This window comes from Pseudoduganella sp. GW821-FHT12E03 (assembly GCF_058807115.1).
In genome coordinates this window covers 284,839-307,866 of record NZ_JBXAQJ010000006.1, presented here as the reverse complement: position 1 = coordinate 307,866, position 23,028 = coordinate 284,839, and the positions used below count along the sequence as shown (strand labels likewise).

The 23,028-nt window shown below is 60.6% G+C and carries 24 protein-coding genes, 1 pseudogene and 1 riboswitch; of the genes and pseudogenes, 15 read left to right on the top strand and 10 right to left on the bottom strand.

Features of this window, described 5'->3' with window-relative positions; translation table 11 throughout:
* Nucleotides 1-30: 30 nt before the first annotated feature.
* The 8 genes from ybgF to AC1RRC_RS17495 all read right to left on the bottom strand — a co-directional run bounded on the left by ybgF (nt 31) and on the right by AC1RRC_RS17495 (nt 6,228).
* Nucleotides 31-789, bottom strand: coding sequence for a tol-pal system protein YbgF (gene ybgF / locus AC1RRC_RS17530; RefSeq protein ID WP_493056800.1), 759 nt, complete (start codon nt 787-789; stop codon nt 31-33).
* Nucleotides 790-880: 91 nt separating this feature from the next.
* On the bottom strand, nt 881-1,408 hold the full coding sequence (gene pal / locus AC1RRC_RS17525; protein WP_493056799.1) for a peptidoglycan-associated lipoprotein Pal: 528 nt from the start codon (nt 1,406-1,408) through the stop codon (nt 881-883).
* Nucleotides 1,409-1,442: 34 nt separating this feature from the next.
* A complete protein-coding gene (gene tolB, locus AC1RRC_RS17520; RefSeq protein ID WP_493056798.1) occupies nt 1,443-2,705 on the bottom strand; it encodes a Tol-Pal system beta propeller repeat protein TolB in 1,263 nt (420 codons plus the stop codon).
* Between the two features lie 17 nt (nt 2,706-2,722).
* A complete protein-coding gene (tolA, locus tag AC1RRC_RS17515; protein WP_493056796.1) occupies nt 2,723-3,577 on the bottom strand; it encodes a cell envelope integrity protein TolA in 855 nt (284 codons plus the stop codon).
* Between the two features lie 88 nt (nt 3,578-3,665).
* A complete protein-coding gene (locus AC1RRC_RS17510; protein WP_493056795.1) occupies nt 3,666-4,106 on the bottom strand; it encodes a biopolymer transporter ExbD in 441 nt (146 codons plus the stop codon).
* Between the two features lie 6 nt (nt 4,107-4,112).
* Complete coding sequence (gene tolQ / locus AC1RRC_RS17505) at nt 4,113-4,805, bottom strand: protein TolQ (protein WP_493056794.1); 693 nt, start codon at nt 4,803-4,805, stop codon at nt 4,113-4,115.
* Nucleotides 4,806-4,842: 37 nt separating this feature from the next.
* A complete protein-coding gene (gene ybgC, locus AC1RRC_RS17500; RefSeq protein WP_493056793.1) occupies nt 4,843-5,247 on the bottom strand; it encodes a tol-pal system-associated acyl-CoA thioesterase in 405 nt (134 codons plus the stop codon).
* A 231-nt stretch (nt 5,248-5,478) separates the two neighbouring features.
* Nucleotides 5,479-6,228: an SDR family NAD(P)-dependent oxidoreductase gene (locus AC1RRC_RS17495; protein WP_493056792.1), complete on the bottom strand. Its 750-nt coding sequence runs from the start codon at nt 6,226-6,228 to the stop codon at nt 5,479-5,481.
* Nucleotides 6,229-6,409: 181 nt separating this feature from the next.
* Nucleotides 6,410-6,537: riboswitch (ZMP/ZTP riboswitch) on the top strand.
* Nucleotides 6,538-6,631: 94 nt separating this feature from the next.
* On the opposite strand from AC1RRC_RS17495, the gene glyA reads away from it, so the two are divergent.
* From glyA to AC1RRC_RS17450, 9 genes are all read left to right on the top strand, one after another.
* Nucleotides 6,632-7,876 carry a serine hydroxymethyltransferase gene (glyA, locus tag AC1RRC_RS17490; RefSeq protein ID WP_493056791.1) on the top strand — a complete coding sequence of 415 codons (1,245 nt, stop codon included), beginning with the start codon at nt 6,632-6,634 and terminating at the stop codon, nt 7,874-7,876.
* Nucleotides 7,877-7,996: 120 nt separating this feature from the next.
* On the top strand, nt 7,997-8,479 hold the full coding sequence (nrdR, locus tag AC1RRC_RS17485; protein WP_493056790.1) for a transcriptional regulator NrdR: 483 nt from the start codon (nt 7,997-7,999) through the stop codon (nt 8,477-8,479).
* A gap of 146 nt (nt 8,480-8,625) precedes the next feature.
* Nucleotides 8,626-9,171, top strand: a complete 546-nt coding sequence (pilV, locus tag AC1RRC_RS17480) for a type IV pilus modification protein PilV (RefSeq protein ID WP_493056789.1) — start codon at nt 8,626-8,628, stop codon at nt 9,169-9,171.
* On the top strand, nt 9,168-10,019 hold the full coding sequence (locus AC1RRC_RS17475; RefSeq protein WP_493056788.1) for a PilW family protein: 852 nt from the start codon (nt 9,168-9,170) through the stop codon (nt 10,017-10,019). Before pilV ends, AC1RRC_RS17475 begins: the two co-directional genes overlap by 4 nt.
* Nucleotides 10,020-10,026: 7 nt before the next feature.
* Nucleotides 10,027-10,725, top strand: coding sequence for a pilus assembly PilX family protein (locus AC1RRC_RS17470; protein ID WP_493056787.1), 699 nt, complete (start codon nt 10,027-10,029; stop codon nt 10,723-10,725).
* A gap of 9 nt (nt 10,726-10,734) precedes the next feature.
* Nucleotides 10,735-11,202, top strand: a complete 468-nt coding sequence (locus AC1RRC_RS17465) for a type IV pilin protein (RefSeq protein ID WP_493056786.1) — start codon at nt 10,735-10,737, stop codon at nt 11,200-11,202.
* 6 nt (nt 11,203-11,208) lie between these two features.
* Nucleotides 11,209-11,781: a GspH/FimT family pseudopilin gene (locus AC1RRC_RS17460; RefSeq protein ID WP_493056785.1), complete on the top strand. Its 573-nt coding sequence runs from the start codon at nt 11,209-11,211 to the stop codon at nt 11,779-11,781.
* A gap of 15 nt (nt 11,782-11,796) precedes the next feature.
* Nucleotides 11,797-12,885 (top strand): bifunctional diaminohydroxyphosphoribosylaminopyrimidine deaminase/5-amino-6-(5-phosphoribosylamino)uracil reductase RibD, encoded by a 1,089-nt coding sequence (gene ribD / locus AC1RRC_RS17455; RefSeq protein WP_493056784.1) that lies wholly within the window; start codon nt 11,797-11,799, stop codon nt 12,883-12,885.
* A gap of 15 nt (nt 12,886-12,900) precedes the next feature.
* Nucleotides 12,901-13,530, top strand: coding sequence for a riboflavin synthase (locus AC1RRC_RS17450; protein WP_493056783.1), 630 nt, complete (start codon nt 12,901-12,903; stop codon nt 13,528-13,530).
* Nucleotides 13,531-13,765: 235 nt separating this feature from the next.
* Here AC1RRC_RS17450 and AC1RRC_RS17445 read toward each other — a convergent pair whose 3' ends face one another.
* Complete coding sequence (locus tag AC1RRC_RS17445) at nt 13,766-14,641, bottom strand: hypothetical protein (protein ID WP_493056782.1); 876 nt, start codon at nt 14,639-14,641, stop codon at nt 13,766-13,768.
* A 285-nt stretch (nt 14,642-14,926) separates the two neighbouring features.
* Between AC1RRC_RS17445 and AC1RRC_RS17440 the strand changes: the two genes are divergently transcribed.
* Complete coding sequence (locus AC1RRC_RS17440) at nt 14,927-15,145, top strand: AbrB/MazE/SpoVT family DNA-binding domain-containing protein (protein WP_493056781.1); 219 nt, start codon at nt 14,927-14,929, stop codon at nt 15,143-15,145.
* A gap of 30 nt (nt 15,146-15,175) precedes the next feature.
* On the opposite strand, the pseudogene AC1RRC_RS17435 reads toward AC1RRC_RS17440, so the two are convergent.
* Nucleotides 15,176-15,445 (bottom strand): annotated as a pseudogene (locus AC1RRC_RS17435) (transposase); the annotation flags it as partial.
* A gap of 512 nt (nt 15,446-15,957) precedes the next feature.
* Here AC1RRC_RS17435 and AC1RRC_RS17430 point away from each other — a divergent pair.
* The 5 genes from AC1RRC_RS17430 (at nt 15,958) to AC1RRC_RS17410 (ending at nt 22,921) form a co-directional block, all read left to right on the top strand.
* Nucleotides 15,958-16,299, top strand: coding sequence for a hypothetical protein (locus tag AC1RRC_RS17430; protein WP_493056780.1), 342 nt, complete (start codon nt 15,958-15,960; stop codon nt 16,297-16,299).
* 6 nt (nt 16,300-16,305) lie between these two features.
* Nucleotides 16,306-16,701, top strand: a complete 396-nt coding sequence (locus tag AC1RRC_RS17425) for a hypothetical protein (protein WP_493056779.1) — start codon at nt 16,306-16,308, stop codon at nt 16,699-16,701.
* Nucleotides 16,702-16,954: 253 nt separating this feature from the next.
* Entirely contained in the window at nt 16,955-19,387 is a 2,433-nt protein-coding gene (locus AC1RRC_RS17420; RefSeq protein WP_493056778.1) for a glycoside hydrolase family 95 protein, read from the top strand.
* 139 nt (nt 19,388-19,526) lie between these two features.
* Entirely contained in the window at nt 19,527-21,362 is a 1,836-nt protein-coding gene (locus tag AC1RRC_RS17415) for a diguanylate cyclase domain-containing protein (protein WP_493056777.1), read from the top strand.
* Between the two features lie 95 nt (nt 21,363-21,457).
* Complete coding sequence (locus AC1RRC_RS17410; RefSeq protein ID WP_493056776.1) at nt 21,458-22,921, top strand: NAD-dependent epimerase/dehydratase family protein; 1,464 nt, start codon at nt 21,458-21,460, stop codon at nt 22,919-22,921.
* The last annotated feature ends 107 nt before the right edge of the window (nt 22,922-23,028 follow it).

Genomic DNA, 23,028 nt, shown 5'->3' with positions numbered 1-23,028 from the left:
TTGGCGACCCTGTCAAATGCCTAGTGGCACTTATTTGCCCTTCAGGCGGTCGCGCGCTTCCTGTGCCTGCGGCGTGTCCGGATACTTGCTGATCAATTCGGTCAGGGTTTTCTTGGCGTTCGGCAGGGCCTTCAGTTCGGTCTGGCAGGTGGCGATGTTCAGCATCGCATCGGCCGCGCGCGGGCTGTCCGGATAATTCTTCACCACCAGTTGCTGGGCCAGGATCGCGCCTTTGCAATCTTTTTGCACATAGAACGTATTGCCCAGGAAGTATTGGGCATTGGCGGCGTAAATCGAATCCGGGTACATGCGCACGAAGTCGCCCAGCGCCATCGCGGCATTCTTGTAGTCGCCGCCTTTGAGCAGCATGACAGCCGAGTCATAGGCTTTTTGCTCGGTCGGATCGACGGCGCCCTGTTTGCCGTCGAGGGTCACCTGTTTCGGTTCCAGCTTGCGGATGCGGGCGTCGAGGTCGATATACAAATCCTTCTGGCGCTTTTGCACGTTGGCCAGTTCATTGGCCAGCACTTCGATCTGGCCGCGCAGCTTGGAAATTTCCGCCATGGTCTGTTCGTGCTGGTTGACCAGGTCCAGCGTGCTGCTCTTGTCGCTCTTGGTGTCGATGCGGGTACCGAATTCGGCACGCATGGCTTCGACTTTGGCGCGCAATTCGATGATGGCCTTGCGGGCTTCGTCATCGTCAAACAGGGCGGCGTTTGCCTGCAGCGGCAGGTAAGAGAATGCGGCCAGCACTGCGGCGGCCAGGCCGGCTTTGGTGAATGTCGTCATCTATGCGCTTTCAAAAAAAACGGGGCAGGGCGCAGTATAAACTGCGCGCCGCCCCGGGTGTAGCTCATCGCTTGCTACTACGAAGTAAAGATTACTTGTAGACGATGTCAGCACGGCGGTTTTGCGCCCATGCTTCTTCGTTGTGGCCTTCAGCCTTTGGCTTTTCTTTGCCCAGCGATACGGCTTCGATCTGGCCTTCTGGTACGCCCAGTGCCGACATCGATTTACGCACAGCTTCAGCACGCTTCTGGCCCAGGGCCAGGTTGTACTCGGCGCCGCCGCGTTCGTCGGTGTTACCCTGGATCAGGATGTTGCGCTGCTTGTTTTTGGTCAGGTAGCCGGAGTGGTTTTGTACCACTGGCTTGCCGTCTTCGCGCACCACGTAGCTGTCGAAGTCGAAGTAGACCGAGCGAGCAGCCAGCACGCCTTTTGGATCGTCCAGCGGGTCGATCGACGCGGTTTGCACAGGAGCCACGGTGCGGGTGTCCGCAACTGGCTTGGCCTGTTCAACTGGCTTTTCTACCACTGGGGCCGGTGCGGATTCTTTCACCGGGGTCGAGCAGGCGGACAGCAGGGCTGCGCCGGCAATGAGGGCTGCTACGCTTTTAACGTTACGCATTTGTAATTCTCCTGGTCGTTGAAAAAGTACTGCTTTACTTCATGAAAGGACCCCAGGTGGGCTCCTTGATATTGCCCGCTTGAACGGTCAAGCGTTGCTTAACGCGGCCATCGACCGACACCACGGCCAGCGATTTGGTCCGTCCCGATTCGGTCGCATACAGCAGGAACTTGCCGTTGGGCGCGAACGAGGGCGACTCATCACTGGTGGTGTCGGACAGGCGTTGTTCCTGGCCGCTGGCGAGATCCAGTACATACAGCTGGAAGTTGCCATCGCGCCGGGAGATGTACGCCAGCGTTTTTCCATCGGAGGAAATACGCGGGCTGATATTGTAGCTGCCGCCAAAGGTAACGCGCTGCGCATCGCCGCCGTTGGCGCTCATGCGATAAATTTGCGGACCGCCGCTGCGGTCGCTGGTGAAGTAAATGTGCTGGCCATCAGCCGAGAATTGCGGTTCGGTGTCGATGCCGGCGCTGTTCGACACGCGGCGCAGGCCGCCGCCTTCGGCGTTGACGACATACACCTGGGTGTGGCCGTCTTTCGACAGCGCCACCGCGACCTTGTTGCCGTCCGGCGACCACGATGGCGCCGAGTTGCTGCCTTTCTCGTTGGCCACGACTTTGCGCTGGCCGGTCATCAGGTTGTGCACGTACACGACCGGTTTTTTCTGTTCGAACGAGACATAAGCCACGCGGGTGCCGTCCGGCGACCAGGCTGGCGAAATGATCGGCTCGTTCGAACCCAGCGCCAGTTGCACGCCTTCCCCATCGGCATCGGCCACTTCCAGCCGGTACGAACGGCCCATCTGCTTGACATAGGCGATCCGGGTGGCGAAGGCGCCTTTGACGCCGGTCAGCTTTTCGTAGACGTCGTCGGCGATCTTGTGGGCGGCCAGGCGCGAATGCTGCGGCAGCGCGGATTGGTCCAGTTGCGACAGCTTGGCGCCCTTGACGGTATCGAGCAGCTTGTAGCGCACGTCGTAGCTGCCGTTGGCCAGGGCCTGGACCGAACCGATCACCAGGGCATCGGCGCCGCGCTGTTTCCACTGGTTGAAGTCGACGTCAATCGGATTGGCGATCACGCCCGCGTCGATGATCTTGAACGCGCCGCTGCGCTCGAGGTCCGACTTGATGATGGACGAGACTTGCGCCGGCGACAGGTTTTCATCGGCGAAGGTGGCGATGGCGACCGGGATCTGGTTGCTGCCGATGCCGGAAATTTCCACGCGCAATTGTGCGTGCGCGTTCAGGCCGGCCAGCAGGCCGGTGTACAGCATGATTTTGTGCAGAGTCTTCATAGGTCTTTCAATGCAGTTCAATGCAAATCTTTAAGGTTGAACACCAGTTCCAGGTCGCGGTCCACGCTGCCGTCTTTTTTCTTCGGCAGCGGGCTCGACTTGTTGATGGCGTTTTCGACGGCGGCATCGTACGCCGGATTGCCGCTGCTTTTCACTTTGCGAACCGAGATGATCTCACCAGTGGGCAACTGTGCGACGCGGAATACCGCTTCCACATCCTGCTTGGCGCCCGAGTACGACAGGTTGCTTTGCACCTTGGCCCGGATCGCCGCCTGGTAGCCGGCGTCCATCCGTGGCGCCGTCGACTTGGCTGCGGTACCCGTGACGCCGGTGGCGCCCAGCACGCCGGCCATGCGGCGCATTTCCGCCTCGCGCTGCTTGTCCAGCTTCTTCTGTTCCGCTTCGGCCTTGGCCTTGGCGAGTTTCTCGGCCTGCTTCTTCTCTTCCTTGGCTTTATCCTCAGCGAGTTTTTTCTCTTCGAGCTTTTTCTTTTCTTCAGCCTTTTTCTCGGCCAGCTTTTTCTTTTCGAGCTCTTTCTTCTCGTCTTCTTCCTGCTTTTGCTTGGCCAGGCGTTTTTCTTCTTCCCGGCGTTCCTTCTCCGCTTTTTCCTTCGCCTTGCGCTTTTCCAGCGCAATATCCGGATCCTTTACTGGCGGCGGTGCTTCCACCGGCGGCGCCGGGCGCGGCGGTGGCGGCGCCACTTGCGGCGCCGGTTCGGGTTCCGGCTCCGGTTCCGGCGGTGGCGGGGGCGGTGCGGCTTGCTGCACCGTCATGTCCCAGACTTCCGCCTCGACCGCGACCGGCTCGTTGTTTTGCCAGGACACACCGATCCACAGGAAGAACAGCAAGCCCGCGTGCATGGCCGCAGCCATGGCAAGCGAGCGTATGCCATGCTCATCCTTCGGTACCCTGTACGGGCCACCTGCTGTTGCGGGTTTCGCGGGGTTCATCAATACATCATTACTTGGTTGCCAATCCCACCCGGCTGATACCCATCTTCTTCGACTCGGAAATCAGCTGGATCACGTCGTCGTATTTGCTTTCCTTGTCACCGGCGATCATGACGGGATAATCCGGAAACTGGTCATGCATCGCTTTGAGTTTCTTCACCACGGCATCGCGGCTCGGCACGGTTTCCGGCGCCTCATGGCCCTTGCCCTGGATGCCGATGGAAATCGCACTGTTTGGTTTGATGATGATCTGGATGTAGCTGTCCGGCGGGCGCGTCGACCGCTCCGCCTGCGGCAATTCCACCTGTGACGGATTGTTCGACGACGGCATCACCATGAAGATAATGAGCAGCACCAGCATCACGTCGATATACGGCACGACGTTGATTTCTGACTTCAGCTTGCGGCCGCCCCGGCTGCCGCGCATGCTGCTGGTAAAGGAGGATCCCATGGCCGGTTAGCGCGACTGGCGCTGCAGGATGTTGGAAAACTCTTCGACAAAGCTTTCGAAGCGGATGGCCAGGCGGTCGATGTCGTGCGAAAAGCGGTTGTACGCCACCACGGCGGGAATCGCCGCGAACAGGCCGATGGCGGTGGCGATCAGCGCTTCGGCAATGCCGGGCGCGACGGCCGCCAGAGTGGCTTGCTGGACGTTGGCCAAGCCGCGGAACGCATTCATGATGCCCCACACGGTGCCGAGCAGGCCGATGTACGGCGAGACCGAGCCGACCGACGCCAGGAACGCCAAGTGGCTGTCGAGTGCATCCATTTCACGCTGGAACGCGGCGCGCATGGCGCGGCGGGCGCCGTCGAGCACCACGCCGACGTCCAGTTGTTCGCGGCTGGCGGCAAACGCGGCTTTGCCCTTGATGAATTCGCCCATGCCCGCCTCGAAGATACGCGCCAGGGCGCCGCTCTGTTCGCGGTTGCTGCCGGCGCTCTGGTGCAGGGCGTGCAGGTTGCCGCCGGCCCAGAAGGTGCGCTCGAATTCGCCCGTCTGCTTGCGGGCGGCATGGACGGCAAACATCTTGCGGAAAATATAGGTCCAGCTGATCAGCGAAATGGCCACCAGCAGCGCCATGATCAATTGCACGATCAAATGCGCATTGGCGATGAGGGCGAAAAAGGACAGGTCTTGAGTGACGTTCATTATTATCGGTTCAGGTGGTACTGATTCAGGCGCTGAGTCAGGCGGCGCCGCGCATGCGCGACGCTACCGTTTCCGGCACGGCGCGCGGGCGCAGGGAAGAATCGACGCAGCCGACCTTGACGCGCGCCGAATTGAGCAATTGTTCACCGTTCCAGGCTTCCTGCACGAACTGGATGGAGGCGCGGCCCAGTTTTTCGATTCTCAGCGTTAATTTTAGTACATCGTCCAGCTTCGCAGGCGCATGATAGTCAGCGCTGACGCTCTTTACAACGAACATTGCGTCATATTCTTGTAACAGCTGGTGCTGGTTGGCGCCGATGGCGCGCAGCCATTCCGTGCGGGCGCGTTCAAAGAACTTCAGATAGTTTGCATAATAGACAATGCCACCGGCATCGGTGTCCTCGTAATAGACACGGACATTCCAGATAAAGTCTGATGGCATGTTAATTTGACTACTAATGAGAATGGGCAACATTCTACGCGAAATCGCGGGCGTGGTTGCGCAAAACAGGGAGAAAAGTCACGGAAAATCACAGGCGCGGCATTGCACCGCGCCCAGTAGAGCGGATTCGAGTCAAATTACCAACACTTGTAACATCCGCTTACGAATTTCCCGTCAATGCCAACAATTCGGCGGTGTTAGCGGGAGTTGTTGAAAAAATAAGTAAAGCCCTTAGGCCGGATTGCGCTTGATGGTAAACGGTGAAAAGCCCTGGCAAGTCGGCATCATTTCAATCTGGTTGATGTTGATGTGCGGTGGCAGGGTGGCGATCCAATACGCGGTATTGGCGATGTCGTCCGGGGTCAGTGGCACCGTGCCTTCGTACACCTTGGAGGCGGCCGTATCGTCCTTCAGTCGTACATTGGAAAACTCGGTGCCGCCGCACAGGCCGGGCGCCAGGTTAGTCGCGCGCACGCCGGTGCCCACCAGGTCGGCGCGCAGGTTCAAGGTGAACTGTTCCACAAACGCCTTGGTGGCGCCATACACGTTGCCACCCGGATATGGGTAAGCGCCGGCGGTGGAACCGATGTTGATCACGGTGCCGCTGCCGCGTTTGACCATGTCCGGCAGGATGGCGCGGGTCACCGCCACCAGCCCCTTGCAATTGGTGTCGATCATGGTTTCCCAGTCGTCGAGCGACGCTTCATGCGCCGGCGCCACACCCAGCGCCAGACCGGCGTTATTGACCAGCACATCGATGGCTTGCCATTCGGCGGGCAGGGCGGCCAGTGCGGCGGCAATCGCGGCCTTGTCGCTGACGTCGAGCTGGATCGGCAGGATGCTCGGGCCCAGTTCGGTGGCCAGCGCTTGCAGGCGGTCGACGCGGCGCGCGCTGACGATGACCTTGTGGCCGTTACTTGCAAAGACGCGCGCCATCGCGGCGCCAAAGCCGGCGCTGGCGCCGGTGATGAAGACGATCATGGAATTTCCTTATGTTGCGGCTACTGCACATAACAATCGTGCAATTGTGCCGATATTAACGCAATTGCAAAGATTCTAGCCTAACAGCCCCTTTTTGGCATGGAACGGTCGTGCTTCTTGATATCTTGTCATGGGTTTCCTTGCCCTGAGGCCGGTCTTGCCCTACAATCTGGCTTCCATTTACGTCTCACGTGACTGGCGAAAAGTTGAATGATCGCGGATACCCGCGGATCTTCTACGAAAGGTGGGCATCCACCGGGGAGCGTGAGACTGCACAAAATACAATAGCCGTTCGCCTGGGCAGCCGAAGTGGAATTGCACGACCGAGGCTGCCTGTCCCGTTGTTCCGGCTTTCCTCATTCGATCCTAACCTGCCAGTAACTACTCTCACGGAGTTTTTTTCATGTTCGCCAAAGATCACACCCTCGCCAGCATCGACCCGGAATTGTTTTCCGCCATCCAGGATGAAAACGTCCGCCAGCACGACCACATCGAGCTGATCGCTTCCGAAAACTACACGTCCCCAGCCGTGATGCAAGCGCAAGGCTCGCAGCTGACCAACAAATACGCTGAAGGCTACCCAGGCAAGCGCTACTACGGCGGCTGCGAACACGTCGACGTGGTGGAGCAACTGGCGATCGACCGCGTGAAAAAACTGTTTGGCGCGGAAGCGGCCAACGTGCAGCCGAACTCCGGTTCCCAGGCCAACCAGGGCGTGTTCTTCGCCGTGCTGAAACCAGGCGACACCATCATGGGCATGTCGCTGGCCGAAGGCGGCCACCTGACCCACGGCATGCCACTGAACATGTCCGGCAAATGGTTCAACGTCGTGTCGTACGGCCTGACCCCGGAAGAAGACATCGATTACGCGGCGATGGAAGCGCTGGCCAAGGAACACAAGCCTAAGCTGATCATCGCCGGCGCGTCGGCCTTCTCGAAAAAAATCGACTTCGAGCGTTTCGCCGCCGTGGCCAAAGCCGTTGGCGCGTACTTCATGGTGGACATGGCCCACTACGCCGGCCTGATCGCCGCCGGCCTGTACCCGAACCCGGTTCCTCACGCTGACTTCGTCACCTCGACCACGCACAAATCGCTGCGCGGCCCACGTGGCGGCATCATCCTGATGAAAGCCGAACACGAAAAAATCATCAACTCGGCTATCTTCCCAGGTATCCAGGGCGGCCCGCTGATGCACGTGATCGCCGGTAAAGCGGTTGCTTTCCAGGAAGCACTGCAGCCTGCGTTCGTTGAGTACCAGAAACAAGTGGTGAAAAACGCCGACGTGCTGGCGAAGACCCTGATCAAGCGCGGCCTGCGCATCGTGTCGGGCGGCACCGAGTCGCACGTGTTCCTGGTGGACCTGCGTCCGAAGAACCTGACCGGCAAAGAAGCCGAAGCCATCCTGGGCACCGCGCACATCACCTGCAACAAGAACGGTATCCCGAACGATCCGCAGAAGCCATTCGTGACGTCCGGTATCCGTCTGGGCTCGCCAGCGATGACCACCCGCGGCTTCAAGGAAGAGCAGGCTGAGCAAGTTGGCAATCTGATCGCCGACGTGCTGGACAACCCGCATGACGCCGCCACCATCGAGCGCGTGAAGGCAGCCGTAAAAGTACTGGCGGACGCGTTCCCGGTTTACGCATAATCACCTGCTTTGGTAACATCGAGAGCGCCGTCCCTTTGGGGCGGCGCTTTTTAATTTTAAATTTACCTATGGGTGCCGGGCCTTCAGGCCGGGCATCCACATTAATAAGTCACTTGCCTAATGAAATGTCCGTTTTGTCAGCATGAAGAAATCCACGTCCTCGACACCCGCATGTCGGAAGAGGGCGATGCGATCCGCCGCCGCCGGCGTTGCGGCAAGTGCGACAAGCGCTTTACGACGTACGAACGGATCGAACTGACGATGCCGTACGTGGTCAAGAAAAACGGCAGCCGCGCCGACTACTCGGCCACCAAATTGCGCGGCAGCCTGGCGCTGGCCTTGCGCAAGCGGCCGGTCTCGGCCGAAGCGGTGGACCTGGCCGTGCTGGCCATTGAAGAAAAACTGCTGACGTCCGGCCAGCGTGAAATCGATTCGCACGCGATTGGCGAACTGGTGATGCAGCAACTGAAGGCGCTCGATACGGTGGCGTACATTCGCTTCGCGTCCGTCTACAAGAATTTCGAATGCCTGGCCGAGTTCCAGGATGCCATCGAAGAAGCCGGGCACGCCGACCACGACAAGCCGCCGGCCAATCTTTCCTGATCACACTTCAATTTGTCCGGCCTGTGAGCAGGGCAAAACTCGCCGCAATTTGTCTGGCCGGCCCCGCCCGGCCTTGATCTTCCGCATGCCGTCCACCGCCTCGGCGCGTAACGTCGGGTTCTTCGAACCTGACGCGGAGGGCGACTATGCATTCCCGACATGTGCAAGGTTTTACGCTGCCGGAAGTGCTGGTGGCGCTGGTGGTGCTGGCGCTCGGCGTGCTCGGCGCGGGCGCGATGCAATTGACGGCGCAGCGCGTGCGGCTGGAGTCGCAATGGCTGACGTCGTCGTCGCGTCTGGCGGCGGATTTTGCCGGACGGCTGCGCGCCAACGCGGCGCAGGCCGATGCCGTGTATGCCGGCTTTGATTACGACGCGCAGCGCGAACCTGTTCCCGATCCTTCCTTTGCTTGCGGTACATCCCCTTGTGACAGTGCGCAACTGGCCCAGGCCGACCTCGCCGAACTGAAACAGCAAGTGGCGCAAGCGCTGCCCTCCGGGCGCGTGCGTATTTGCCGCGACCGGCACATGTGGCAAGGCGGCCGTTTGCGCTGGGCATGCGACGGTGGGGCGGATGCGCCCCTCGTCATCAAGATCGGTTGGCGCGGGCGGCTGCCTGACGGACGGCCTGATACCGATGCGGGCGACCATGCGCCGGGTGTTGCGCTGGCGCTGGCGGGAGTGGCGCCATGAACGCACGCGGCTTCGGCCTGGTGGAATTGATGCTGTCGCTGGCCATTGGTGCGCTGCTGGCGCTGGCCGCATCGGCCATGCTGGCGGGCGCCCATGCCGCCTATTCGCACCACGGCGCAGGCGCGCGGCTCGATGACAGCGGGCGGCAGGCGCTGGCCATGATGGCGCGGGCCGTGCGCCAGGCCGGTTATGCGGGCGCCGGCGCGCCGCTGCCATGGCCCGCCGCCATTACCGGTCTCGATGCGTCCGGCGTGGCGCAAAACAGCCACGGCATTGACGGGCCCTGGCCGGCCGCCGTCAATGGCAGCGACGTGCTGGCCGTGCGCCATGCCGGCGCCGGCGCTGGCAGCGGTGATGGCAGCATGACCGATTGCGCGGGCTTTGCCATCGGCGCGGGCGACGAAGGCTGGAGCATCTTCCACGTGGCCACCGGGGCCGATGGCGAAGGCGAATTGCGCTGCAAATACAAGGGCAGCAGCGGCTGGGGCGCGGACGCCATCGTACGCGGCGTCGATTCCCTGCAAATCCTGTACGGCATCGACACGGACGATCCTGCTGACGGTGTGCCGAACCGCTATCTCAACGCCACGGAGGTCACCGCGCTCGATGCCGCGGGCGGCAAGGGCTGGAGCCGCGTGGCCAGCGTGCGCATGGCGTTGCTGCTGCATGGCGAGTGGCATTCCGATCCCGGCGCGCCGGCATCCAGTCATGACTTGTTTGGCAGTGGCTATACCGCCATCGCGGGTGGCCGCGACGCGGGGGTGGTGTTCGATGAAAAGGTGCTGCCGGTGCTGCAGCGGCAGCGGGTGCGGCGCGTGGTTGGCGCCACGGTCTTCGTTCGCAACTAGGAGGTGCATGATGGGCATGATCAAAGCGGCGGTCCTGGTAACGCCTCAGCAAGGCATGGTGCTGATGGCGGCGTTGCTGGTGATGGTGATGCTGTTGTTGATGGGCGTCTCGGGGGCGCGCCTGGCGATTCAGGGGGAGCGTTCCGCGCGCGGTTTGCGTGACCGTGACGTTGCCATGCAGGCGGCGGAAGATGCGCTGGCCGATGCCGAGCGGGAACTGGCTGGCGGCGCAAGCGATGCGGCCCGCGATGCGCTGCTGGCAGCCAGCGGCGCGTATGTGGAAGCGTGTGGCAATGGCGCTTCCGCCCCGGACCTGGGCCTGTGCGCGGCGGACGACGCGGATACGGCGCCCGCCTGGCAAGAAGTCGATCTCGCCGATGACAGCGCGGCATCCCGCTCCGTGCCGTTCGGCTTGTATACCGGTGCGGAGATGGAAACCGGTGAAGGTTTCCTGCCATTCCGCAAGCCGCGCTATGTGATTGAACAGTTGCCGCTGCCGTCCGGTGCGCCGGCCGGATCGGAGCATGTATACCGCGTGACGGCCATCGGCTTCGGTGCGCGGGAAGGTACGGAAGTCGTGCTGCAAAGCTCTTACCGGCCCGCACCGAAGCCTGGTGTTGCCGGTGGTGCGGCAGCGAAGGGCGCCCGCGTCGCCTGGCGCGAGATTGCCAACTACCGCGAACTGCGGCGCGCCGCCAAACCATAGGAGACGGCCATGCCATCATCCAATGGGGCCAACCGGTCCAATGGCTTTACGCTGCTTGAATTGCTGATCGTGCTGGTGCTGGCGATGATTTTGTGTGCCGCCGCCTATCCCGCCTACACGGAATTCGCCGTACGGGCCCGCCGCACGGAAGCGCAAGCGGTGCTGCATTTGCTGATGCAGCAGCAGGAACGCTATTACAGCCGCCGTGGCAGCTATATCGCCTTCGATGCGGACGCCAGCGGCGACGATGCGCGCAGCTTCAACTGGTGGAGCGGCGCCAGCGCGTCGACCAGCGCCTATGAGGTGGAAGGCAAGGCGTGTGACGATGCCGCCATCACCGATTGCGTGCAATTGATTGCCCGGCCCGGTACGTCACGGGTGGACGGCAAGTTCCGCGACGATGCCTGTGAAAACCTGATACTGACCAGTACAGGATTGCGGCTGGCGACCGGCCCATCGCCGAATTGCTGGAGGTGACTGATCATGGCATCCCTGACCGGCTATCGGCATCGGCCCTGCAATCGCGGCAACAGGCAGCGGGGGCGCTCGCTGCTGGAATTGATGGTGGCGCTGGCGATTGCCGCCATCCTGCTGTGTGGCGCCTTGCCTGCGGGCCGCGCGCTGTTGCAACGCCAACAATTGCGCACCACGGTGGCGGACTTGCATGCCGCGCTGGATACCACCCGCTCGCTGGCCATCGCGCGCGGCGGCGTGGTGGTGCTGGCGCCCCGGGCGGGCGGCTGGGAGCAGGGCTGGATCATGTTTTCCGACCGCGATGGCGATGGCAAGCCGGGAGCGGACGATGAAATCATCTTCGAGCAAGGCGCGCTGGCCGATGGCATCCATATCCATATGAAATTCACAGGCAGCGCCAGCCAGAGCTATATTGCATATAATTCCGCAGGGCGAAGTTGCCGTGCAGATAAAAGCCAGACCGCCCGCTGGGGCACCTTGACGGTGGAAGCGGGACCGCAGCAATACCTGGTACGGATTAACATGCTGGGCAGGACGCGTGTGTGCGACCCGAAGAAGGACGGCAGCGCCTGCACAGGATAAAGGAACAACGTGGATATGACGAACGACGCCGATGGCATGAAACTGGCCCTGGAATGGGCCGCGAAGGGACTGTATACGACGTCGCCCAACCCCCGCATTGGTTGCGTGATCGTCAGGGACGGCAACGTCATCGGCGCCGGTGTCACGCAGGCGGCCGGCCAGGACCATGCGGAAATCCAGGCCATGAAAGACGCGCAGGCGCGTGGCCACGATGTGCGCGGCGCGACCGCGTATGTGACCTTGGAGCCGTGCAACCACCATGGCCGCACGCCGCCGTGCTCGGATGCGCTGGTGCGCGCGGGCCTGGGGCGTGTGGTGGCGGCGATGGAAGATCCGAATCCGCTGGTGGCGGGGCAGGGGATGGCCAAGCTGGCCGCCGCCGGCATTGCAGTGGCGACCGGCCTGATGGCTGAGCAAGCCTATGAACTGAACATCGGCTTCTTTTCGCGCATGACGCGCGGCTTGCCCTGGGTGCGCATGAAGACCGCCGCCAGCCTCGATGGCATGACGGCGCTGCACAATGGCCAGAGCCAGTGGATCACCGGCCCGGAAGCGCGCGCCGATGGCCACGCGTGGCGCGCCCGCACCTGCGCGATCCTGACCGGCATCGGCACCGTGAAGGCGGACGATCCGCAACTGACGGTGCGCGCCGTCGATACGCCGCGCCAGCCGCGCCGGATCGTGGTCGACAGCCGGCTCGATATCAGCCCACAGGCGCGGGTGCTGGAAGGCGGCGGCACCTGGGTGGTGGCGGCCATCCACGATCCGGACAAGGAAGCCGCGTTGCGCGCGGTGGGGGCGGAAATCATCACGCTGCCGAACCCGCACGGCAAAGTCGATTTGCCGGAACTGATGCGTGAACTGGGCCGCCGCCAGATCAATGAATTGCACGTGGAGGCCGGTGGCAAACTCAATGGTTCGCTGATCCGCGAAGGCTGCGTCGATGAATTACTGGTGTACCTCGCGCCCTCCTTGCTGGGCGACGCGCAAGGCATGTTTGCCCTGCCGGCGTTGACCGAACTGTCCGGCAAACACGCCCTGAAATTCCACCAGGTCACGCAAGTCGGCGACGATTTGCGTATCCTTGCAAGATTCACCTCTTAATCAGAAAGACTCCTTATGTTTACAGGTATCGTTGCCGCTGTCGGCAAAATCACGGATGTACAGCCTTTGGCCGGTGGCCTCGACGCGGGCGTGCGCCTGTCGGTCGATGCGGGCGGCTTGCCGCTGGCCGATGTCGCGCTGGGCGACTCGATTGCGCTGAACGGCGCCTGCATGACGGTGATTGAAAAGACCGACACCGCGTTCAAGGTCGATGTTTCGCGCGAAAGCCTTAATTGCACCGTGGGCCTGGATGGCCAGAATGAAGTCAACCTGGAAAAAGCCCTGACCCTGGCCGAGCGCCTCGGCGGCCACCTGGTGTCGGGCCACGTGGATGGTCTGGGCGTGGTGCGCAAGTTCGAGCCGGTGGGCGAGTCGTGGGAACTGGTGATCGAAGCGCCGAAAAGCCTGGCGAAATACCTGGCCTTCAAGGGTTCGATCGTCGTCAACGGCGTGTCGCTGACGGTCAACCGCGTCGACGACCTCGGCGAAGGCGATGCGCTGGTCAGCCAGTTCTCTATCAACCTGATCCCGCATACGATTTCCGTGACCACCCTGAAGCACTTGAAGGCGGGCAGCCGGGTCAATCTGGAAGTGGATTTGATTGCGCGGTATGTGGAGCGGATGCTGTCGGTGTCAGCTAAATAAATCGTACTAATAAATACTTATCTAGATCAATAACTTAGATTTTTGGCTAGACACTATTAAACATGTTAATCCAATGAAAGTGCGACGGTATTGTTAGCGATATGAGTACGGCGCCACCAAAAAATATCGTCAAACTGACGGATAAAACCATCAAAGCGCTTGTCGTCATTGGCAAGCCGAAAAAGTTCGTTGACGAAAATAACCTGTACTGGGCGGAAGCTCCACTGCGGTTGGATCACGTCGGGTAACGACTGGTTAGGTACCAATAGGGCATCAGGCCAAAACGCCGCATAAAAAATGCTTCAAGGATAGCTCGTTTCAGCAGCGGTAGTCCCGAGGGGCGCCGCCCTGTGTATGTAACGAATTGCTGCTGAAAATCCGAAAGCTGTTGCCGGATACCTGGAGTATCAGTGCCGGTGTGATCCTCTTCGGAGAGTCGGGCGGCTATCATAGTTAGTTCTTCTAGCCCTGCTTCATACGATTTGTAGGCAGTATTGGAGAGTTTGTCCATGAACCCAGCGAGCGTGATAAGGCTGACCTCTTCGGGTACGCTATGAAGCATGAAGCTTGTATACGGATCTGCGAACGATGCATGGACGTGCTTACTGTTGACAGATGCGACATCAAGAAGTACGACCCGATTCAGGAGCATCCCACTTTCAAATAATTGCCGTAGCTCGGACTCCTCCAGCATGGTATTTGTTGCATAGCAAGTAGGTACGCCAGCGACAGCAATCTCCTTCAACCGTTCCCACTGATGAAAGTCATTTACGAGGCGATCCTTGACCTTTTTTCTGTGGGGGATACGAAATCGAAAGTAAGGGGATTGCCAGGAATCCCACTCCTTTGACCTGCCCGCGCGCTCTACCATTCCCGACAACTTGTACTGAAGGAAGAAATTACATCCCTTGTGAAGGTCGGCGAAAGGCCCTGCTAATCGATGACGCACCCACTCCAGATCAAATGCCGTATCCCAGCCCAGTAGAAATTCGGCTGGTAGCGAAGGAACAAATGGGAACGGGAAGCAACCGGCTCTTTGGCGTACTTCGTTCGCAAACGCCAGGTTTGCAGCGGCCTGAAGCTGAGATTCGGAGAAGTTGGGCTCGAGCATTGAATGATTTCAGCTGAGAAATGTGTAGCCTGCCATATTCCCACATCTAAAAGGTTGCTTAGTAAGTGCACTTTAAAGAAGAGCGCGTAATCAAGGGGCTGGCTGAGTAACGGATCCAGTAACTTTAAAATTAATATTGTTGCGAAGTGGCAACGCACACTGCGGACTGTGTGCCTAAATGCCGCTGCGCAAACGTACCCCTGCCAGTTTTAGCGTGTCAGATGCAGCTGGGTTGAGCCAATTTCGCAGTGCACACCTTGCATATACTTTTCACTGGAGGACGTCATGGCAGGGCTGACACACTGGGGTGACTCGTCAGGGGTAAGAATTCCGAAGGCTATCTTGGAGTCAGCCGGGTTACAGGCTGGGGATGAGATTTGTTGTCGATTGCTTGATGACTGTACTATTCTGCTGACGCCACGTAAAGGTCAAAACCATGTATCAGGACGGCAGATGACTATAACTAAATCAACGAATGCTAAGTGGTTGTCCGGCGACAATTAGAAACGCCGGCGTTTCTAATTGTCGCCGGACAGTGGTCGCATCGTCACTGGGGAAATGGCCCCGGTTCTTGACGGCTTCACGCAGTTGCATGTGCAAGCTTTCGATGGCGTTGGTCTTGTAAATGACGGTGCGCACTTCCGGTGGGTAGGCAAAGAACGGAATCACCTGCTCCCACTGGCGCTTCCACATGGCCGTCACGGTCGGGAATTTGGTGCCCCATGGGCCAGCCGAAAAGTCATCCAGGGCTGCGGCAGTCACATCGGCGTTGATGGCCTGGTAGACGGGTTTGAACGAGGCAGCCCAGAAGGACAAGTTGATGAGTAATTTAGAGATGGCGGTTACGCATCTGAATGCCTCGACCGGTCCTGTGCTGTCGTCGCTCCACCTTGATGCCGTGTTGCGGGCGAGTTCGCCAGATGTCTTGCGGATGCACCGGGAGCAGCGGCGGTTGCAAGTTACTTGTTCCTAGAGATTGAACCACGAATGGTCTCGCTATGCGCGTGCGAATGTGGTAAGGACATCGCTTACGCGCATAGTCTCTACAGGGACTTGCTGGCGCGTTCGATGCCGCGTGTTCTTGCTTGGGAGGCATCGGTGGATATGTTGGTAGGAAGCTGATTCGGTCTGCCTTACGCGATTGGAACACAAGCTTTCAGGGCATGATATTTCCAGCTGGCACTAATATTTCAGAGAGTGGTGCCATGGGACCATGGCACTACTTAGGTATTAGTAACGGGCATAAATTGTTGTCAACCAACTGACTGATATGCTCGTTGAGCCAATCAATCCCTTCCATACTTGAGGTGGCAGACATGAAAAAATTGGCCATTCTTGCGCTCTTGCTTCAGATTCAGATCAGCAATGTTTCAGCTCAAATGCAGCAGAGTCCTCTAACTACCATGAGGTTTGTGCAATATTGTTCAAAACAAGGTGATCGGATAGTTATACGTGCTAACAATAGTTACACGTTTACACCTCGTTACGGTAGTGACCCAATAAAAGGGTTCTTTTCCTTACGGGAAGGGGCAAGGTATATGGTTTTCGATGAAAATTTGTCCCATATGGGAAATGCAGAGTTTCAGAGAAATGAAGAATCTATTAAATTTTCAAGATATACACTACATTTCACTCAAAAATTTTGCCAATGGGGGTGATTTATTATGTCTGAGCAAATTAAGCAACAATATTCGCTTGCGTCTGAGTCAGTAAAGCAATTAATAAACCTGGGAACTGGAATTGTTGCTTTGGCTCTTACTTTTAAGGAGAAACTATTTCCAAATGTATCGAGTGAAAATTGGATTCAAGGCGCTCAAGGAGCTATTTTGCTCATGGCACTTTTAATGTTTATTGCTTCAATAATGTATGGCGTTAGATGTTTGAAGGGATTGGCTTTTTTGCTCGAGGACGCAACTAATGAAACTTGGCCATCGATAACTTCGCCCCAAGTTGCCAATCCAGCAAAAAGTCAATCTAAGTTTTTTAAAATAGGCCTATTTTTCTTGGCGCTGTATTTTATTTCTCTCGCAACGTATTTTCAGTTAAAAAATATTTCATAGGTTCTAAGATCTCGGAAGGTAGTGTTCTGCATTGGAAATGCGGTCCTCCTCTGGGAGGATATGAGAGATTTCTTGCAAAAATATCGGTGTTATAGATGCTGTCGGTCTCAGTCAAATAACCCGGCCATGTGGCTCGGCGATCGAGCCGGATCCAGCTATTCAAAAATGATATAGAAAAGTCCATAAATCATATTTGTTTCGTATCCGTACCCCTCGTACACTCGGCGAACCCACATCCGCCGACAGGAACAATATGAAATGGATCACCGTCATCGTCCGCATCGCCGCCGCAGCAGCGGTCCTGCCATCCACGTCCGCGCTGGCCGGACCGCAGGCGGACCTGGGCTTCTGGTATGCCAGGCCCGCCGCCGAGTGGAACGAGGCGCTGCCGGTCGGTAATGGAAGGCTGGGCGCGATGGTGTATGGCCGCGCCGGCGATGAGTTGATCCAGCTGAACGAGCAGACCCTGTGGACCGGTGGCCCACCCGACCTGCAACCCAATCCGCAGGCGAAACAGTATTTGCAGCCGGTGCGCGAGCGCCTGTTTGCCGACGATGTCGACGGCGTCGTCCCGCTGCTGAAAAAAATGCAGGGCCCAGATACGCAACTGTACCAGCCACTGGGTGACCTGCGGCTGCAGCAGGCATTCACCGGCGATGTCACCGGATACCGCCGCGCGCTCGATATCGGCAACGCGGTGACCACCACCTCGTTCGATGTCAATGGCGTGCATTACCAGCGCGAAGTGTTCGCGTCGGCGCCGGACCAGGTGATCGTGATCCGCCTGACCGCCAGCAAGGCCGGTGCGCTTGATATCACGCTGCGCCAGGCGCATGAACTGGCGCACCAGGTGGCCGTCAACGGCGCCAGCGAACTGGTGTTGCGCGGCAAGGCGCGCGTCGGCAATGACGATTACCGCAACAAGCCGGTTGCCTTCACGGATGCGCGGAAGTGCTACGGCATGCGTTTCGAGTGGCGCGGCAAGGTGTTGTCGCACGATGGCGAACTGTCCGCCAGCGGCGATGCGCTGCGGGTACACGGCGCCACCGAGGTCACGCTGGCGGTGGCGGCCGCCACCAGTTTCAACGGTGTCGACACTTGCCCCGACAAGGACGGCCGCGATGAAACCGCAGCCGTGCAGGCCGCGCTCGATGGCGTGCGGGGCAAAGGCTATGACGAGCTGAAAGCGCGCCACGTGGCCGATTACCGGCGCTACTTCGACCGCGTCGGCCTGGCGCTGGGCGGCGCGGCGGCGCCCGCGCTGCCGGTCGACGAACGCCTGCGGCGCTACAAGGAAGGGGCGCCGGACCCGCAACTGGAGGCGCTGTATTTCCAGTTTGGTCGCTACCTGCTGATTTCATCGTCGCGCCCCGGTGGCATGCCGGCCAATTTGCAGGGTATCTGGAACCAGTTGCTGCTGCCGCCGTGGCGCAGCAACTACACCACCAATATCAACCTGCAGATGAATTACTGGCTGGCCGGTCCGGCCAACCTGGCCGAGATGGCGCAGCCGCTGGTCGACCATATCGGCCGCATGGCGCGCCATGGCGAACAAACGGCGCGCCATTACTACGGCATGCGGGGCTGGGCGGTGCACCACAACAGCGACCTGTGGGCAAAAACTAATCCGGTCGGCGCCGGCGAGGGCGACCCGAACTGGGCCAACTGGGCGCTGGGCAGTCCGTGGCTGGCGCAGCACCTGTATGAGCAATACCGCTACACCGGCGATGTCGCGTATCTGCGCGGCGTGGCCTATCCGCTGATGAAGGGCGCGGCTGCTTTCTGCCTGGACTGGCTGGTGCAGCACAATGGCCGGCTGGTGACGGCGCCATCGACGTCGCCGGAAAACGTCTACCTGCACCCGAAAGGATTCAAAGGCACGGTGACCGTGGCGTCGGCCATGGACATGGAAATCATCTGGGACCTGTTTACCAACGTGATCGAAGCGTCGCGCATCCTGGGCGTCGACCACGATTACGCGCGCCTGCTGGAGCAGAAGCGGGCGCAGTTAAAGCCGTTGCAGATCGGCCGGCGCGGCAACCTGGTCGAATGGCAGGAGGACTGGGACGATGAAGACCCGCGTCACCGCCATGTCTCGCACCTGTTCGCGCTGCACCCGGGGCGCCAGATTTCGCCGCTGCTCGATGCGCGCTATGCGCAAGCGGCGCGCAAGACATTGGAAGTGCGGGGCGATGACGGCACCGGCTGGAGCAAGGCGTGGAAAGTGAACTTCTGGGCGCGCCTGCTCGATAGCGACCATGCGTACAAGGTGTACCAGGAATTGCTGAAGCATTCGACCTTGAACAATCTGTTCGATACCCACCCGCCGTTCCAGATCGACGGCAATTTCGGCGGCACCGCCGGCGTGGCGGAAATGCTACTGCAAAGCCACCTTGACGACATCCACCTGTTGCCGGCGCTGCCGGCCGCGTGGCGCGACGGCGACGTGCACGGCTTGCTGGCGCGCGGCGCGTTCGAGGTGTCGCTCAGTTGGCGCGACGGCCGGCTGGCGCACGCCGTGCTGGTGTCGAAAGGCGGCAAGCGGGCGGTGGTGCGCACGCGCGTGCCGCTGACCGTCCAGGGCGCGAAGGCGTCGGTCCGCACGGTGGTGCAGGATGGCCAGCGCTATTACCTGACCACGTTCGCCACCCGCAGCGGCGCTTCCTACCGGCTGGCGCCACGCTGACACATCCAGGCGGGGCCGGCCGGTATGCCGGCCCTCCGTTTCAGGCAAGTAATTGTTTCAGCAGTAAAATTTTTACCTGAGCCAACCCAGCCATACAAGCGTAGAATCAGCGGATACGCTTGTAAGAGCCGGGCTGGCCATGAAATTCCTGCGCATGTTGCTGACGCCCGCGGTGAACTTAATGCACCGCTTGCGTTACCCCTATAAGTTTGCCGCGATCGGCCTGCTGGGCGGGATCGCGATTGCCTACCTGTTTTATGCGCTGACCATGAACTTGCAGCGTGCCGCCGATATTGCCCGCCAGGAGCAGGCCGGTCTGGCGGCGGATCTGCCTCTGCTGACCTTGCTGCAGGCCGTGCAACAGCACCAGGGCTTGCTGGCGGCCGTGGCAGGCGGCGCGCCGCAACTGGAGACGCGGCGCCGGGATAATTTGCAGGATGTGCAACGGGCGCTGGCGGCGGCCAATCAAGCCGTCGCCACGCATGGCGCCAAGCTCGATATCGCGACCCACTGGGCCGCCGTACAAGACCGCTGGCGGGCCTTGCAGGCCGGCGCTTCCGCCAGCCGCGACGCCCATGCGGCGCTGTCGCGGGAATTGATGGCGGTGATTGAACAGGTTGGCGACACCAGTTTCCTGGTGCTCGATCCGGACGCCAACAGTTATTACCTGATGCTGGCGGCCACCGACAAATTGCCCAAAGCGCTGGACATGGTGGGACGGATCCGCGCCCATGGCGCCGAAGTGCTGGCGGCAAAGAAAATCACACCGGAAGGACAGCGGCAATTCATCGGCGAAGTGGCGGTGCTGCAGGCCCGGCTCGATGAGCTGGAAGCCGTGCTGCGCAAGGCGGAAAAGACCAACCCGCAAGTGGCGGAGCGCATCGCCAGGTTTTCCCGCCAGTTCAGCGAAGCGCTGAAGGAAGTGCTGGCGGAAGTGGAGGACGATATCCTTGGCGGCCGCTATGCGGCCGATCCCGTGCATTATGTCGACAAGACCACGGCGGCGATCGACCGCGGTTTCGACCAGACCCGCGACGTGTTGCTGCCGCTGCTCGATGAATTGCTGGCCGCGCGCATCAGCCAGGTGGAGCAACAGTTTTTCCGCAGCGCCGTGCTGGCGGGACCGGCCTTCATGATCCTGTTCATCTACCTGGCGACCGGCGCCTGCCTGGCGGTGATGTCGTCGATCAAATCGCTGCGCGATGGCGCCGACCGCATGGCGCATGGCGACTTCGTGACGCCGATCCTGCTGGCCAGCAAAGATGAATTGCGTTATGTGGCCCTGAGCTTCAATGACATGGGAGTGCAGCTGTCGCGCCGCGTGCGGGAAGCGGACTTGCATACCTGCGAACTGGAAGTGTTGAACCGCAAACTGGCCGAGTTGAGCGCCACCGATGGCTTGACCGGCATTGCCAACCGCCGCCGCTTCGACGAAGCGCTGGCGTCCGAATGGAGCCGGGCGGCGCGCCTGCGCACGCCACTGGTACTGGCCTTGCTCGATGTCGACTGGTTCAAGAAATTCAACGACCATTACGGCCACCAGGCCGGCGACGACTGCCTGCGCCGCCTGGCGCTGGTGCTGGCTGGCTGCATGCGGCGCGCGGGCGACCTGGGCGCGCGTTATGGCGGCGAGGAATTCGCCTTTATCGCCCCCAATTGCGATGAGCGCCATGCGCGCAACCTGGCCACAAAAATCAGCAATTCCTTGCAATCGCTGGCCATCCCGCACCAGTTGTCGGAATTCGGCTACGTTACCGTCAGCATTGGCGTGGCAGTCATCATTCCCGGCGCGGGCGATACGCCGGACTGCCTGGTGCGGGCCGCCGACGCGGCGCTGTACCGGGCCAAGGAACAGGGCCGCAACCGCGCCGTGTTCGACAACGCGGTCTGCACACTGGCCTCGGCGCAAACCGGCCAGCAAACATCGCCACAGCCGGTGGTGCAGCCACCGGTGCACGCCGTCTCGGGCTCCTAGTCTGTTTGCATGATGCCGGGGAGGGGGGCGCGGTGCTACTGTGCCTGCAACCCGTAATCTCCCCGCATGCACGTCGCCCATCCGGAGCACACCACATGAACAGCAAGAAAACTATCTTCTTAACCGGCGCCACCGGCAACATGGGCATGGCCGCCCTGGAGTTTTTCCGCCAGCGGCGCGACCGCTACCGGATCGTGGCGCTGGTGCTCCCCACGCCGGGCGACCGCGAGCGCATCGCCCCCTACCAGAAGCGCGGCGATGTCGAAGTTATTTGGGGCGACTTGACCCGTTATGAGGATGTGCTGCCGTGCGTGAATGGCGCGGATGTGGTGCTGCACGTGGGCGGCATGGTGTCGCCGATGGCCGACCACCAGCCGGCGCTGACCACCAAGGTCAATGTCGGTTCGATCCGCAATATCGTGCAGGCGATCAAGGCGCAGCCCGATCCGGACCGCGTGAAACTGGTGTACATCGGCACCGTGGCGCAGACCGGCAACCGGATGGCGCCGATTCACTGGGGCCGTGTCGGAGACCCGGTCAAGATCAGCATGTTCGATAACTATGCCGTCAGCAAGAACATTGCCGAGAGCATCGTCGTCGATTCCGGTTTGAAGTACTGGGTCTCGCTGCGCCAGACCGGGATGGCGCACGTGAACCTGTGGCGTATTTTCGACCCCATCCTGTTCCACAATCCGTTGAATGGCGTACTGGAATGGGTCACCGCGCGCGACTCGGGACGGTTGCTGGCCAACGTTTGCGAAGACGCGGTGCCGGAAGCGTTCTGGAACCGTATCTATAACGTGGGCGGCGGCGCCAGTTGCCGCGTGGTGAACCATGAATTCATGGCGAAGATGTTCAACGCCACCGGCACCCCGGACTTCCGCAAGGTGTTCGACCCGGACTGGTTCGCGCTGCGCAATTTTCACGGCCAGTGGTATGCGGACTCCGACCGCCTGCATGAACTAGTGCCATTCCGCAGCGAGTCGCTGGACGACTTCATGCTGCAAATGGCGGCCTCGGTGCCGTTCTACATCAAGCTGGGCGGCTATTTTCCGGGTGCGGTGAAAAAACGCATTGGCGCGCTGGCGGCGGGGCCCGGCGGGCCGCTGCACTGGCTGGCGCATGGCGACGATGAGCATATCGGCGCGTATTTCGGTTCCCGCGCCGCGCACAGCCGCATCGGCGGGTGGGGCGACGTGGCGTTGACCCGTCCGTCCGCCACGCCGCTGCTGCTGTCGCATGGCTACGATGAAACCCAGCCGCGCGAAGCGTTATCGCTGGCGGACTTGCGCGACGCGGCCGCGTTCCGTGGCGGCCAGCTGGCCGATGCGGACATGGCGAAAGGGGATTGGGACACTCCGCGCAACTGGGATTGCGGCCAGGGCCACCGCTTCCGCGCCAGCCCGAACCTGGTGCTGATGGGCGGCCACTGGTGCCCCGAGTGTACCCATGCCCCGGCGCGCTATGCGGGACTGGCCAAACGCAGCGCATTCTTCCGGCAGGTGTGGGCGCCGGACCAGGCGCTGGTGATGTCGCCGGACCTGGCGGCAGCCGCGTAGGGCGGATTCCGCGTGGCGGCAGCCGCCGTGCATGCGCTGCCGCTGATATACGCAGCACTGGTCCGCAGGCAATGGCGGCAAGCCTGCGGCTTACCGCCCTACGTTGG